This window comes from Eubacterium ramulus, assembly GCF_003122485.1.
Classification (GTDB): Bacteria; Bacillota; Clostridia; order Lachnospirales; family Lachnospiraceae; genus Eubacterium_I; species Eubacterium_I ramulus_A.
This window is the reverse complement of the sequence record NZ_JRFU01000026.1, coordinates 1-15,708: the sequence shown is the minus strand read 5'-3', so window position 1 is coordinate 15,708 and position 15,708 is coordinate 1. Positions and strand designations below refer to the sequence as shown.

General features: G+C 39.1%; 10 protein-coding genes. 9 read left to right on the top strand and 1 reads right to left on the bottom strand.

Annotated features, from left to right (window positions below):
* The first annotated feature begins 152 nt into the window (after nucleotides 1-152).
* The 8 genes from LG34_RS02650 to LG34_RS02615 all read left to right on the top strand — a co-directional run bounded on the left by LG34_RS02650 (nucleotide 153) and on the right by LG34_RS02615 (nucleotide 12,663).
* On the top strand, nucleotides 153-2,678 hold the full coding sequence (locus LG34_RS02650) for a sialate O-acetylesterase (protein ID WP_109214754.1): 2,526 nt from the start codon (nucleotides 153-155) through the stop codon (nucleotides 2,676-2,678).
* 2 nt (nucleotides 2,679-2,680) lie between these two features.
* Entirely contained in the window at nucleotides 2,681-3,835 is a 1,155-nt protein-coding gene (locus tag LG34_RS02645) for an acyltransferase family protein (protein ID WP_109214753.1), read from the top strand.
* An 80-nt stretch (nucleotides 3,836-3,915) separates the two neighbouring features.
* Nucleotides 3,916-6,081 carry a glycoside hydrolase family 25 protein gene (locus tag LG34_RS02640; RefSeq protein ID WP_109214752.1) on the top strand — a complete coding sequence of 722 codons (2,166 nt, stop codon included), beginning with the start codon at nucleotides 3,916-3,918 and terminating at the stop codon, nucleotides 6,079-6,081.
* 23 nt (nucleotides 6,082-6,104) lie between these two features.
* A complete protein-coding gene (locus LG34_RS02635; RefSeq protein ID WP_109214751.1) occupies nucleotides 6,105-8,957 on the top strand; it encodes a glucosaminidase domain-containing protein in 2,853 nt (950 codons plus the stop codon).
* 175 nt (nucleotides 8,958-9,132) lie between these two features.
* Nucleotides 9,133-10,032 carry a nucleotidyltransferase family protein gene (locus LG34_RS02630; protein ID WP_109214750.1) on the top strand — a complete coding sequence of 300 codons (900 nt, stop codon included), beginning with the start codon at nucleotides 9,133-9,135 and terminating at the stop codon, nucleotides 10,030-10,032.
* Between the two features lie 237 nt (nucleotides 10,033-10,269).
* Entirely contained in the window at nucleotides 10,270-11,385 is a 1,116-nt protein-coding gene (locus LG34_RS02625; protein ID WP_109214749.1) for a stage V sporulation protein AD, read from the top strand.
* A gap of 171 nt (nucleotides 11,386-11,556) precedes the next feature.
* Nucleotides 11,557-11,913 (top strand): SpoVA/SpoVAEb family sporulation membrane protein, encoded by a 357-nt coding sequence (locus tag LG34_RS02620; RefSeq protein ID WP_109214748.1) that lies wholly within the window; start codon nucleotides 11,557-11,559, stop codon nucleotides 11,911-11,913.
* 309 nt (nucleotides 11,914-12,222) lie between these two features.
* Nucleotides 12,223-12,663: a hypothetical protein gene (locus LG34_RS02615; protein WP_109214747.1), complete on the top strand. Its 441-nt coding sequence runs from the start codon at nucleotides 12,223-12,225 to the stop codon at nucleotides 12,661-12,663.
* Between the two features lie 290 nt (nucleotides 12,664-12,953).
* On the opposite strand, the gene guaB is transcribed toward LG34_RS02615, so the two are convergent.
* Nucleotides 12,954-14,411: an IMP dehydrogenase gene (gene guaB, locus LG34_RS02610; RefSeq protein WP_109214746.1), complete on the bottom strand. Its 1,458-nt coding sequence runs from the start codon at nucleotides 14,409-14,411 to the stop codon at nucleotides 12,954-12,956.
* A gap of 446 nt (nucleotides 14,412-14,857) precedes the next feature.
* On the opposite strand from guaB, the gene hisA reads away from it, so the two are divergent.
* Nucleotides 14,858-15,637 (top strand): phosphoribosylformimino-5-aminoimidazole carboxamide ribotide isomerase, encoded by a 780-nt coding sequence (gene hisA, locus LG34_RS02605; RefSeq protein WP_109214745.1) that lies wholly within the window; start codon nucleotides 14,858-14,860, stop codon nucleotides 15,635-15,637.
* Nucleotides 15,638-15,708 lie beyond the last annotated feature (71 nt).

Below are 15,708 nucleotides of genomic sequence, written 5' to 3'. Positions count from 1 at the left end.
AAAAAATGTAAGAAGAAAATGTGGATTTTAGATATAGAAAATCTAAAATCCATATTTTTTGTGCTCTTGAATATTAAAAAAATATGAGTTATAATAAAAATTTAGTTTAAACTTAATACAGTAGATGAATAGGAAAGGCAAGAAGTGAAGAAATGAAAAATTGGAAAAGACGAATTTCTGCATTACTCTGCGGTCTTATGATTTTGACAATGACAACAGGTACTGTGTATGCAGCAGATTTAGCTGATACATCAGATATTACAGATGCGACAAAGACAGGAATGGAAGACCCGAGTGATGTGGATGAAAAGGATGTGTCTGAACAAGCAGCAGTAGAACAGGACAATGTGATATCTGAACAATTATTGGGCAAGAATATTAGAGTGCAGGAGCAACCGGTAATGTTGTCATATGATGACAGATATTCTATTTATAAGGATAAAGATCATGAAGAATATAATGACTATAAAATTGATCATGTAACAAATTTAGAGAGCAAATCGCATCCAGTGAAAACGGGAGAAGTACAGGAGCAGGAATCAGATGAAGTACTTACGCAGACAGATGACAGTAATGTGAGGGCAAGTGGCGTTGGTACAGCACTTCTGGTTTTGGTTCCAAAGGAAGAAAATAGTGAGGCAGCATACGATAAAATTTATGTTCATGTGACTGTGGAAGCAGCACCACTGACGATCATGTATTTGATGGGACAGAGCAACATGGAAGGAATGTGTTCCGCTAATACCGGATATCAGCTGAATAAGTCTGTAGCCTGTGAAATTGGAACCGTGTATTCAACCTATGCACCAACTGTATGGAGCTGGTCAAAGAATATTTCAGGTATTAATTTTTCAGAGACTTGTAATTCTGAAAATGCAGCAGATTTTATAGCTGGCTCAATGAACAGTGCCAGTTCTTTGTCAGGAAAAACACTGGAATATCCATTAAATACGTTGACTTCAGAAGGGGAAGGTAAGACTGGTCCAGATAGTGCATTGGCTTATGAATGGAACAGACTGACAGGCGAAAAAGTATGGACAGTAAATGTAGCCTGGAGTGATACTGCAATTGCAAGCTGGATTCCGAGACAGAGTGTATATGAGAGAGCAATAACACTCAGCAAACTGGCGCAGAAAGTATATGAAGCAGAAATCGCATCCGGACATTACACAGAAGGACATCGACTGATGTATTGGCTTCAGGGCGAAACTGCGGACAGATATCGAAGTGCTTTCGATTATTATGACGATTTTTATACTATGTACAGTGACATTACAAAGCAGTTAACCATTGAAAAGTGTGGGATTATTATGCTTCGCTCTTCTGTCGGATCGAAAGAGACCGAGGATGAGTTGGCTATGACCGGACCGCGAGCAGCGCAGTATGGAATTGGTGGAAGTACATCGTCAAAATTAAATAACGTATATGTAGTGACAAATGATAACGAAGCATGGGTAAGTGACGCCGGTGTACGTCAGTATTTTTCAAAATATAATGGTAAATTTGATTATCCGATTCGCGATGGATTCAGTAAAGTCCCGACAAGGATCACCGATGTTCATTATGATATTCACTATTCTCAGATTGGGCATAATGAAAATGGAATTATGGCTGCAGATGGTATGTATCAGATGATGCAAAAGCATGGCCAGGGAGATGTAACAGTTGACTGGAGAGATGTAAATGGAAAAAGTGTAACACAGGTTTATGTGAGACAAAATCATACAGCAACTCTGGTAGGAGTGACAACTCCGGTATATGGTGCAAAAAATATAACCTATCGTACAACTGGAAATATTTCCTATGATCCGGAAACCGGTACATTGAAAGGACTGCAGAAAGGCACCGGTGCAACTGTCAGTGCGATTGCAGGGGGTAAGACGATTACTCTTTCTGTAACTGTTTTGGATGAATGGGACTATTCAGCAGAATTAGGAACTTCTTATACGGGATTGTATAAAGATAATGATCAGTGGATTTATGTGAGAAATGGAAAAGCAGATTTTTCCTATACCGGTTTTGTACAGAATGAGGGAAGCTGGTGGTATATTGAAAAAGGCAGAGTTTCTTTCCAGAAAAAGGATGTTATCAAAGGCACTGTAAATGGAAAAGAAGGCTGGTGGTTTGTAAAAGACAGTCAGGTTCAGTTTGTAGATTCTGTTGAGAAAAACAGCAACGGCTGGTGGCGGATTGCCAATGGAAAAGTAGACTTCAACTGCAACAGTGTAGAAAAGAATGAACTTGGCTGGTGGTATATTCGAGGAGGAAAAGTAGATTTTTCCTATACTGGAGCAGCAAAAAACAGTAATGGCTGGTGGCGAATCGTCAATGGAAAAGTAGACTTTGGCTGCAACAGTGTAGAAAAGAATGAACTTGGCTGGTGGTATATTCGAGGAGGAAAAGTAGACTTTACATATACTGGAGTAGCGAAAAACAACAATGGTTGGTGGCGAATCGTCAATGGAAAAGTAGACTTTAGCTGCAACAGTGTAGAGAAAAATGAACTTGGCTGGTGGTATATTCAGAATGGAAAAGTAAATTTTGGATATTATGGAATTGCAAAAAACAGTAATGGTTGGTGGTATATCCGAGGAGGAAAAGTAGATTTCGGATATAACGGAAATGTATGGTATCATGGTCATAATTACTGGGTTTCAAACGGTTGGATAAGAATGTAATAGTGAAAGAATGTGGATTATCCAGAGCCAAATATGCTGATTTTAAAGTAATATGCAAAGTGAAAAATGCTCCAGCTACAGAAATGATAGTTGGAGTATTTTTTATGGAAAGGTTAAGTATGAGTATGAGTACAGGTGAGCTGATTAGCACTGAACGGTTGCAATATAATAACATTGACTTGATAAAATTCATTATGGCTTTTGCTGTAGTTGCAATACATACGAATCCGTTGGTTGATTGTAAAAATGATATAGTTCAAATTGTATATAATAATATTGTTAACATGGCAGTACCATTTTTCTTTTTGACAACCGGTTTTTTACTTTCAGAGAGAATGTCATTTTCGAACAAAGCATCAGATATATCTATATTAGGACATTATATAGGAAAAATACTGAAAATGTATTTTATTTGGATGGTATTATATACCCCGTTAACAATTTATCATGTTTTTGATAAGAACATTTCTCTTAAAAAAGCTATGTCAACATATTTACAAGGGATATTTTTTACTGGAGAACAATATAATGCTTGGCCGTTATGGTATTTGCTATCAACAGTATATACATTGTGCATAGTAATATTATTGTTAAAATTGAATGCTTCAAAAAATAGTTTCTTGATAGTGAGTATAATTTTTTCTGTTATTTCAATTGGAATAAGCTGGATTGCAGGAATTGAAAGCAGTAAATATAGTGTTGAAATAGTGCAAAATATGATTGCACATACAGTTTATAACGGGCGTATATTCAGAGGAATGATATTTATTCCTATAGGTATGTGCTTCAATTTCAAAAAAATATCCTATAATATGAATATTTTAATTATGATAAGTAGTTTTTTACTAAATTGCATTTTAAAGAATTATTTTTTGAGGTCATATTTATTGATTTTGACGACAGTAAGTTTTTTTGGAATAATTTTAAATTGGAAATTAATGGATCATCCTGTATATCATAAATTAAGAAAGATGAGTACGATTATGTATTTGATTCATATGTATATATGGAGTATCTACTATAAAGTTCTTTATGGAGAAAAAACATACGGATTAGATAGTTTTATTATTACTTCGCTTTGTGGATGTGTTGTGGCATTACTTTATTTAAAAGTTATTAATAAATTCAAGATGAGAGCTTTTCACAAGAGAAAATGATATATTTAGCTTGTTCCGGTTTATGTATTGAGTTATACTAAAAAAGTATATAGTTGTTTTTAGAAAGATGAGGTTTACGAATGAAAAAAATTGCGGTAATTTGTTTGGTTGCTTCTTTGGCAGTGTCAATGAATAGTAGTGTGACTGCTCTGGCTCAATCTGCAAATCAGCCTCAAATTGAAAATAGTACAGGTGAAAGCAGTTTGGAAACGGATACGAAAGCAGCAAATGAGGATCTGTATCCAGCAGACTGGGATGCGGATGATCCGGAAAATGCAAGAGCTTTTCAGCAAATGTATGGTGACGAGCAGACAGCTGATGACGTTGCAGAAAATGATAGTATTGCGACATTTTCACTAGAGGAAGATGGATCAGCACGCAGCAGCAGTGGAATCACAACGAAATGGGAAAATTATATATTAAACAGTGCCGGAAAGATTACAGGTACTAAAATCAATACATATACACATAACAGCAAGGATACTTCTGGAAAAAGTATTGCAATGGGAATTGATGTGTCTTATCATAATGGAAATATCGACTGGAATAAAGTAAAAGCATCTGGTGTGGAATATGCATTGATCCGTGTCGGATATCGTGGATATGCCGGTGGAACGATTGCAAGTACAGGCGATAGTAAGTTTAAGACCTATATTAAAGGCGCAAAAGCGGCAGGATTGAAGGTTGGAGTTTACTTTTTCTCTCAGGCAATCAATGTGCAGGAAGCAGAAGAAGAAGCGGTATGGACACTGAACAGAATCAAAGGGTATCAGCTTGATCTTCCGGTAGTGATTGACTATGAATATGCGGGAACAACCGATAAGAATGGAAATTCTCTGGAAAGACTGAACAATGCTAATTTATCAAAATCACAGAAGACAGCGTGTGTCGATGCTTTTTGTAAAAAGGTAAAGACCGCAGGATATCAGGCAATGGTATATTCCAGTTCCAGTTGGTTAGAAAAGGATATGGACACAGATACACTCAGCAAAAATTATGGGGTGTGGATGGCAAGATATAATACTCATTCCTATGTGGATTCAGAAAAAGGAAGATTCTATGATGGCACATTAAATATCTGGCAGTGTAGCAGCAGGGCAAAAATCGATGGTATTAAGACTTGTGTGGATCTGGATTACTGGTATAAATCCGGTGGAACGGATGTTGTAAAAGATCCAAAAACAGGCGAGTGGTATTATACCGTAAATGGTGTGATGGATGAGGGCTATACCGGTGTGGCGAAAAACAGCAATGGCTGGTGGCGTATTGAAAATGGCTGGGTTAATTTTAAGTTTGAAGGAATTGCGGAAAATGAAAATGGAACCTGGTATTTAAAAAATGGAAAAGTAGATTTTACATATAATGGATTTGTACATGATAATACTAATTGGTGGTATGTGGAAAATGGACAGATTACATACAATAAAAATGATGTGATCAAGGGTAACGTTAATGGTGTCAATGCATGGTGGCATGTCGTAAACAGCAAAGTGACAAGAGATACGACGGTAGCGAAAAGCAGTAATGGTTGGTGGTACATCAATAATGGAAAAGTAGATTTTGGATACTATGGATTTGCGGCAAACAGCAATGGATGGTGGTATCTGGAAGGCGGAAAAGTGACATTTAAGAAGAATGATGTTATCAAAGGAACTGCTGGAGGTGTCAATGCATGGTGGCATGTGGTTGAAAGCAAAGTGATTTTAGACACGACGGTAGCAAAAAACAGTAATGGCTGGTGGTATATTCATAATGGAAAGGTTGATTTTACACACAACGGGGTAGAGAAAAACAGCAACGGTTGGTGGTACATCAATAATGGAAAAGTAGATTTCGGATACTATGGATTTGCATCAAACAGTAATGGCTGGTGGTATCTGGAAGGCGGAAAAGTGACATTTAAAAAGAATGATGTCATCAAAGGAACAGTAGATGGTGTCAATGGATGGTGGCACGTAGTTGGCAGCAAAGTGATTTTAGACACAACGGTAGCGAAAAACAGTAATGGCTGGTGGTATATTCATAATGGAGTGGTAGATTTTACACATAACGGAGTAGAGAAAAACAGCAATGGTTGGTGGAAGATTACAAATGGAAAAGTTGACTTTTCTTATAAAGGAATTGCACAGAACAGCAATGGATGGTGGTATCTGGAAGGTGGAAAAGTAAAATTCGGATATAACGGAAAACTGGTTGTAGATGGAAAAACGTATGCAATTAAGGGTGGAAAAGTTAGCGGACTGTAGAATATTCAAATGAGGATGAGTGTATGAAGAAAAAGATAACATCGATAGTGACAGCAGTGATTCTTTGTACTGTAATAACGACAACACCTTTTATGGCAGCTGAAGCAGATGGGAATGGTACACCAACGATAACTTCAGAAATGAATCAGTCGGACTCAGAAAGTCAGAGCGGTGAGAAATCAGATGCAGAGTTTTCAGACGGGGACAATACTGCGATGGGGGAAGAAGTATCATCCAATGATGATATGGAGAAAATTGAAAAAGAGGGAAATCTGGAAGAAGATAGTTCCCAGAGAGAAGATACCGCAGAGTCTATAGATGACACATCTGATTTGGCAGAGTCAGAATCAGAAGAAAATCTACAGCAGGGAAATGATGATCTGCAAAATCAGGAAAATGAAGTGGAAACATTTTTTTTAGATGGAGCAAGAAGTACATCAGCACAATATCTGGTTAATTTTAATAAGACAAATAATTCATCGACATACGTTTCTTATACGGAATACAGTACAGGAAAAAGTGGGTATATCAATGGTACATACGGCGCAGATGCTGCATATCTTGGAACAACTGGGAATTATTACATATTTATGATGTCAGGTGTAATTGGAAAGGTAAAAAGCAGTGACGTAACGCTCGTAGCTCTTTCTAATGTAAAGAGTTACAGTTATTATTATGTATCTGGTGAAAAATTATATCATCGAATTACCGGAAATCTGTCACAGTCAAAGTATGTTTCAAACCTAAGATATGGAAAAGCTCCGTCTTATTTATCACAGGGAACGAACTATTTCAGTTATGATGGACATTATTTTTATACCAACTATACAACAATGATTTCGGATTATACCAGTGATAGCAGGGCACATTCTGTAAATTCGAATAATCCGTATTTTAATTATTACCAGTATCTTCCGTTAAGAAGTACAACTTCTTATTCTGCATCAGATTTGAACAGCACAATTAATGGAAAAATATCCTCTACATCCAAGTTAAAGGATTTGGGAAATGATTTTGTAAATAATCAGAATACATATGGTGTGAATGCATTGCTGATGGCTTCCATTGCAATCAATGAGAGTGGATGGGGAGATAGCAGCATAGCCAAAAATAAAAATAACCTGTTTGGCTTGAATGCTGTAGATGCATCCCCTTCACAGAGTGCAAATTATTACAGTAGTGTTTCTGCTTGTATTAAGGATTTTGCAGAGACTTATATGTCAAAAAAATATCTGAATCCAAATGGAAGTAACTATCGTGGTGCCTATCTGGGAAATAAAGCCAGTGGAATCAATGTGCAGTATGCATCAGATCCGTACTGGGGTGAGAAAGCGGCCAATTATGCGTATTATCTTGGAGAAAAATTGTCATCAAAGGATGAATATCGCTATACAATTGGAATTAAAGATCCCATCAGTTGCATGAAGACAACTCCTACCAATAACTTGAATATTCGGAATAGGAACAGTACTTCTTCCAGCAGGTTGTATTATGCGGCAAACCTGTATGGTGTGGCATTTCTGTTGAAAGATGGCAATACCTCTACAAATGGATTTTATCGTATTCAAAGTGATCCGGTATTAAAAAGCGGACGAACAGGTATTGACAGTAATTCAGGAAAATACAATTTTACAGAGATGTATGCATATGTAAGTGCCTCTTATATAACGGTTGTAAATAGTGGTGATGGAAGCAATAATAATGGCGTGACAGATAAAAGGCTGAATGGTGTGATCAAAGCATCTGATGGTAACTGGTATTATTATGTAAATGGTGTGATTGACTATAGCCATACTGGTATTGAGAAGAATGCCAATGGCTGGTGGCGGATCGAAAATGGTAAAGTAAACTTTAATTATGAAGGTGTTGCGAAAAACCAGAACGGCTGGTGGTACCTGAAAGGTGGCAAAGTTGACTTTTCTTATAATGGATTTGCAAGCAATAGTAATGGCTGGTGGTATATTGAATCTGGAAAAGTAACCTTCCAGAAAACAGATGTTATCAAAGGAACCGTAAAGGGGATCTATGGCTGGTGGCATGTAGTCGGAAGTAAAGTTACTTTTGATACAACAGTGGCGAGAAACATCAACGGCTGGTGGTATATCAGCAATGGAATGGTAGACTTTTCACATAATGGAGTAGAGAAAAACAGCAATGGCTGGTGGCGCATAGAAGAAGGAAAAGTAAATTTCAATTTTACTGGTATTGCATCTAACAAAAATGGAACCTGGTACCTTGATGGCGGAAAAGTAGATTTTTCATATTCGGGATTCTATAAGAACGGTACAGATTATTTATATGTAGAAAATGGGCAGATTACTTATACAAAAAATGATGTCATAAAAGGAGCCGTTGCTGCTCAGAGTGGCTGGTGGCATGTAGTCGGAAGCAAGGTAATCTTTGATACAACAGTGGCGAAAAACAGTAATGGTTGGTGGTATATCAGCAATGGAATGGTAGACTTTTCACATAATGGAGTAGAAAAGAACAGTAATGGTTGGTGGCGCATCGAAAATGGAAAAGTAAACTTCAGCTTTGAAGGATTCGCATCAAACAGTAATGGCTGGTGGTATCTGGAAGGTGGAAAGGTAACATTCCAGAAAAATGATGTCATAAAAGGAACGGTTGACGGAGAGAATGGCTGGTGGCATGTGGTTGGCAGCAAGGTTACTTATGATACAACTGTAGCGAAAAACAGCAATGGCTGGTGGCGCATAGAAAACGGAAAAGTAAATTTTAATTTTACCGGTGTTGCGTCTAACCAGAACGGAGACTGGTATCTCTCCAATGGAAAAGTAGATTTTAACTATAATGGTACCGTGACATATGATGGAAAATTATATCAGGTTGTCAATGGTTCGGCAAAAGCTGCTTAATAATTAAAAAAGCTCTAAAACGTCTGCATATTTTTATGCAATAGTTGAATATGCGTGTAAAATGCACTTATTTGAATAATAAGTGCATTTTACTTTACTATGAGCAGAAAAAATGTTACAATTCTGTTAAATACAGGAAAAAATACAAGTTAAGAATTTAGGAAGGAAAAAGTATATGAATACTACATTAGTGATTATGGCAGCCGGAATCGGATCCCGTTTTGGTGGTGGCGTAAAACAGTTGACACCGGTTGGACCGAACGGCGAAATTATTATTGATTATTCTATCCATGATGCGTTGGAAGCAGGATTTAATAAAATTGTATTTATTATCCGTAAGGATATTGAGAAAGATTTTAGAGAGGTAATCGGAGACCGTATTGAAAAAATTTGTGATGTGGAATATGTGTTCCAGTCTCTGGATGATCTTCCGGAAGGCTTTGAGAAACCGGCAGACCGTACAAAACCTTGGGGAACCGGTCAGGCGGTAAGATGCTGTAAAGGTATTGTAAATGAGCCGTTTGCAGTAATTAATGCGGATGATTATTATGGGAAAGAAGCATTTGTAAAAGTGCATGATTATCTGGTTGGCTGTGGTGATTCCCAGTACAAATATTGCATGGCAGGGTTTATTCTTGATAATACACTCAGCGATAACGGAACTGTTACCAGAGGTGTATGCCAGGTAGATGAACAGGAGATGTTGCAGAAGATTGTTGAGACAAGCGGTATTGCCCGTGATACGGATGGTATTGTCAAAGACGAAAATGGCAATGAGATTCCGACAGGAACACACGTATCTATGAATATGTGGGGTGTTACACCGGAATTTTTAGATGTACTGGATAAAGGATTTGCAGAATTTCTGGCAAATGTGGAGCCGGGCAACATCAAAGCAGAGTATCTGCTTCCGACCATCATTGGCGACATGCTTGCAAAAGGTGAGGTGTCTGTAAAAGTTCTTGAGACACAGGATAAATGGTTTGGTGTAACCTATCAGGAAGATCGTCAGACTGTTGTAGATGCTTTTGCAAAACTGATCGCGGACGGTGTATACAAGACTCCTTTATTCTAGGATAAACAGAAAGATTGCGATTGGAGTATGTGAGAAATGGCGTAAATATATTTAAAATCTGTCTGATCTGAATTAGCATAGATTTTAAATGCAGGAATAGCATATTAGAAAGTTAAGAAAGAACATTTCATGCGGTAGAAATTACCATGTGAGATGTTCTTTTTTTGTTATAGTATGCATTTTTTTTGATTATTTACAGATACTTTGCATGAGAATATGTGTGAGGAGAATAATGCGATGACAACACAGACAGGAAAACAAAGCATCACTTTTGAAAAACCACCCTGGATTATCAGCAGCGGCTGCGTGGCAGGAACTAAGGAAGCAGAAGGACCGATCGGGCATGAAATTGACCTGGTGGGAGAAGATGACAATTTTGGATGTGACATCTGGGAAGAAGCGGAAAGCACACTGCAAAAAGAGGCATTGACAATTGCATTAGGAAAAGCGGGATTGAAAGCAGAGGAACTTCGCTATCTGTTTGCGGGGGATCTGCTTGGACAGTCCATGGCAACATCTTTTGGCTTACAGCAATTTGATCTGCCATTATTTGGATTGTACGGTGCCTGCTCAACAGCGGGAGAATCGCTGGCTCTGGCGGCAATGACCGTGTCTGCCGGATATGCGAATCTGGCAGGAGCGGTCACATCCAGTCATTTTGCCAGTGCGGAGAAACAGTTTCGGTTTCCCTTGGAATATGCCAATCAAAGGCCCTTATGTACTACCTGGACGGTTACGGGAGCCGGTGCCTTTGTACTTGGTAGAGACAGGTATAAAACAGAAAATAGATGTAAAAGCGGACTAGAAAAAGAAGAGTGTACAAAAACACAAGGAGTACAGCAAAAAGAATGCAAGGGGGAAGCGTGTTGTGATGTCTGCATCACCGGCATCACACCGGGCAAAATCGTAGATTATGGCGTGCGTGATTCCATGAACATGGGAGCTGCTATGGCACCGGCGGCAGCAGCTTGTATTGCAGCACATTTGGAGGATTTTTCCAGAAGCCCGTCTTATTATGACAAGATCATTACCGGTGATCTGGGGGCGGTTGGACGGGAAATCCTGATTGAACTGTTACAGCAGAAAAATATTGATATCGGAAGCTGCCATACAGATTGTGGGCTGGAGATTTTTGATAATGAGCGGCAGGGAACCGGAAGTGGAGGAAGTGGCTGCGGATGTGCGGCAGTAACTATGAGTGCACATTTTTTGCCGATGATGCGGCGCGGGGAATTAAAACGTGTACTGTTTGTGCCGACAGGTGCCCTGCTGTCCAAAATCAGTTTTAATGAGGGTGAAAACGTGCCGGGAATTGCACATGCAGTAGTATTAGAAGTACTAGAAAATCGTTAAAAAAATTCGAAAGAATGAAGTGCAGAAAAATGATATTTGGTGATTATGTTAAGTGGTATGGATAAATGTGAAGTATTTTGCAAAACGCAAGTGATACACATTATTTAGAGTAAAAAAATATATAAAGCAAAAATGAAACGTAAAAGTTATAAAATGGAGGGAAGTGTAACGATGGATTATGTCAATGCCTTTTGGGTAGGTGGACTGATCTGTGCGTTGGTGCAGATTTTACTGGAAAAAACAAAATTACTTCCGGGGCGTGTCATGGTGCTTCTTGTCTGCTCAGGAGCGGTATTAGGAGCAGTAGGAATTTATGAACCTTTTTCTGAATTTGCGGGAGCAGGAGCAAATGTGCCGTTGCTTGGCTTTGGAAATACGCTTTGGAAGGGGATGAAAACTGCCGTTGATGAAAGTGGTTTTCTGGGGCTTTTTACCGGTGGATTTACTGCCTGTGCGGTAGGTGTATCAGCGGCATTAATTTTCGGCTATCTGGCATCTCTGATATTTAATTCCAAGATGCGGAAATAATAGCTCAAAATAGATTTTCAATAAATTCAAAGAGAAGAATATGTCAGCATACGTTGAACAGAATCACGTACCAAGTTTCACATGCATTCGATTTGAAGGCTATGGTTATTGCTATGCGCACAAAAACAATGAGGGGGAATGAAGAAAACGTAGAGTATTTTTATCAGACAGGTATAAAAAATACAAAATGAACCATATTAACGATACAGAAATGAATATGCTTGATGATCGTTTGCTGATAGTTGCTGACAGAAAATCAACGATTCATTTTCATTAGTGAAAAAAGTTATGAGAAGGAGAGATACCAAGATGAAAAAATTCAGACAGATTGCATTTATACTTATGCTGGCATTGAGTTTGACGACCTTTGCAGCATGTGGAAAGAAGAATACGGATATGAACGATGGGAGCAACAATAATTCTGTCACAGAGAACGGCACTGACAAAAATGGAACCAACGATAATAATGTCGTGGATGATAATACTGTGACGGACAATAACGGAATCGTCAATGACAGAGCAGATACCAATCAGACAGATTATGGAACAACCGGTGAAAATATGAGGGACGCAGCAGAAAATGCGAAAGAGTCGATTGAGGATACCGGAGAGGCGATCAAAAATGGTGTCACCGGTGACACAGATACCAACAGAGATCATAAGGATGGCACAAATGGAAATACGACCGAAAATACAGTCGGAACAGACAACAATACGGGCGTAACTGAAAACAATAACAGTGGCAGATAAAAATATCGAAAAAACACATTGAATAAAAGTAAATAGAGTTATTAATAAAACTAAGAAAAATTTTACCCTAGAATGAAATAGTAAAATTATGAAAAAAGGTTTGCACATCAATTTTTGATAGAATACTGCAAAATGCGAATAGGTATAAGCTGGCGGAGCAACTTTTGTAGTATAGCCAAAACTGAAATAAGGAGAAGAACTCAGATTAGTGATGCAGGGCGTCTTAGCCCAAAGCACTCATCTGAGTTCTTCTCCTTTCTTAGACTACATTATAAAAATACGGAAATTAATTACTCCTCAATACTGTAGTTCGGAGCCTCTTTTGTGATATGAATATCATGCGGATGACTCTCTTTCAGTGAAGCAGCAGAGATTTTTACAAAATGACTGGTAGCAGTCAGATCTCTGATTGTCGAAGCTCCACAGTAACCCATACCAGCGCGGATACCACCAACAAGCTGGAAGATAATATCTTCTACGCTGCCTTTGTAAGCAACACGTCCTTCCACACCTTCCGGAACCAGTTTTTTAGCATCCTGCTGGAAGTAACGGTCTTTGCTTCCATTTTCCATAGCAGCAAGAGATCCCATACCACGATATACTTTGTATTTACGTCCCTGATATAATTCGAAAGCGCCCGGAGCTTCGTCACATCCTGCGAACATGGAACCCATCATACATACACTACCACCGGCAGCCAGAGCTTTTGTCATATCTCCGGAGTATTTGATACCACCGTCTGCGATGATCGGAATATTGTACTCTTTTGCAACTTCGTAGCAGTCCATAACAGCTGTGATCTGTGGAACACCGATACCTGCAACGACACGGGTTGTACAGATAGAACCAGGTCCGATACCTACTTTAACAGCGTCAGCGCCAGCTTCGATCAGTGCTTTGGTAGCTGCGCCTGTTGCAACGTTACCTGCGATAACCTGCAGATCCGGATAAGCTTCTTTGATCTTGTGAACTGCATTTAAGATGTTTAAGGAATGTCCGTGTGCGGAATCTACAACGATAACATCTACATGTGCTTTTACCAGAGCATCGATACGATCCATCATATTTGCTGTGATACCAACAGCAGCACCACAGAGCAGACGTCCCTGCTCATCTTTTGCAGAAAGCGGATATTTGATCTGTTTTTCAATATCTTTGATTGTGATCAGACCTTTTAATTTGAAGTCTTTGTCAACGATCGGAAGTTTCTCTTTTCTTGCTTTTGCAAGGATTGCTTTGGCTTCCTCTAAAGTGATGCCTTCCGGAGCAGTGATCAGTCCCTCACTGGTCATGCTCTCACTGATTTTTTTGGAAAAATCAGTCTCAAATTTAAGATCACGGTTTGTGATGATACCGATCAGTGTACCATCTTCTTTGACGATCGGCACACCGGAAATACGGAATTTTGCCATCAGGTCGTCAGCGTCCTGAAGTGTGTGATCTGCGGAAAGGGAGAATGGATCTGTGATAACTCCGTTTTCGGAACGTTTTACTTTGTCTACTTCCTCAGCCTGTGCTTCGATAGACATATTTTTGTGGATGATACCGATACCGCCCTGTCTTGCCATTGCGATTGCCATGCGGTGTTCAGTAACTGTATCCATGCCGGCACTCATCATCGGAATGTTCAGTGTGATTTTGTTGGTCAGTTTTGTCGTAAGATCAACCATGTTCGGGGTTACCTCGGAGTATGCCGGAACGAGCAGCACATCATCAAAAGTAATACCTTCACCAATAATTTTTGCCATTTTGTATCCTCCCTTATCTGTTTTGTGAGCAAAAAAAGAAAAACACTGCTGTTTTTCTGATTTCTAAAAATAAATAAATTAATTTTGAAAATATTATAGTAATTTAAAATTGTAATGTCAATGACTTTTCGGCAAAGGTTTCTTTTTTTTACAGTTTGTGATATTTTAAGTGTATACTTTGCAAAATGTTAGGAGAAACAACCAAAGCACAAATAAGCAGAGTTAATAAATATAATAAGGTAATTTCTCAACCGGTCTTTTTTATCTCAGTCTAATTTCTGACTGAGATAAAATGCTCCGCGAGGATGTGCAGTGATTCTGAGGAGAATATGTCAGCATACGCTGACCAGAATCACGCACCAAGTCTCACGTACGTTCGACTTGAAATGAGATATTGTTACCTGCAACCCGATGGCAATTAATAGAGAGACAGTAAGGAGAGTTGTATGGAATTTCGACCATGTATTGACATTCATAATGGAAAGGTAAAACAAATCGTAGGCGGTACGCTGAAGGATCAGGGAGATATGGCAGCAGAAAATTTTGTTTCGGAGCAGGATGCACCGTTTTATGCAAAATTGTATCAGTCCTATGGAATCCGTGGAGGACATATTATCTTATTAAATGGAAAGGATTCCCCGCATTATGAGGCAACCAAATTGCAGGCACTGGCGGCGCTTCAGGTTTATCCCGGCGGAATGCAGGTGGGCGGCGGCATTACAGCAGAAAATGCCCATGAGTTTTTGCGGGCAGGAGCCAGTCATGTGATCGTGACGTCTTATGTGTTCCGGGATGGAAAAGTGGATTATGAGCGTCTGGAAAAACTGGTGCAGGCTGTTGGAAAAGAACATCTGGTGCTGGATTTAAGCTGCCGGAAAAAAGATGGTGCTTATTATATCGTAACGGACCGCTGGCAGAAATTTACAGAAGAACGTGTGACGGTGGAATTGCTGAACCGCCTGTATCAGTATGCAGATGAGTTTCTGATCCATGCGGTGGATGTGGAAGGAAAAGCATCCGGTATTGAGCGTGAACTGGTGGAACTGCTTGGAAGCTGGAATCGGATCCCGGTGACATACGCTGGGGGAATCGGAAGTTTTCAAAATCTGGAAGAATTGGCAGAGTGGGGACAGCATCATCTGAATTATACGATTGGAAGTGCGCTGGATCTTTTTGGCGGAACTATGAAGTTTGAAGATGTGCTTGCATTTAGTAAGACAATTTGAACGCAGGGCGCAAAGTGACTGCGTTCATCTCAGTCTGAGTTGAGACTCCCACTTCTGCAAGTGGTGAGTAG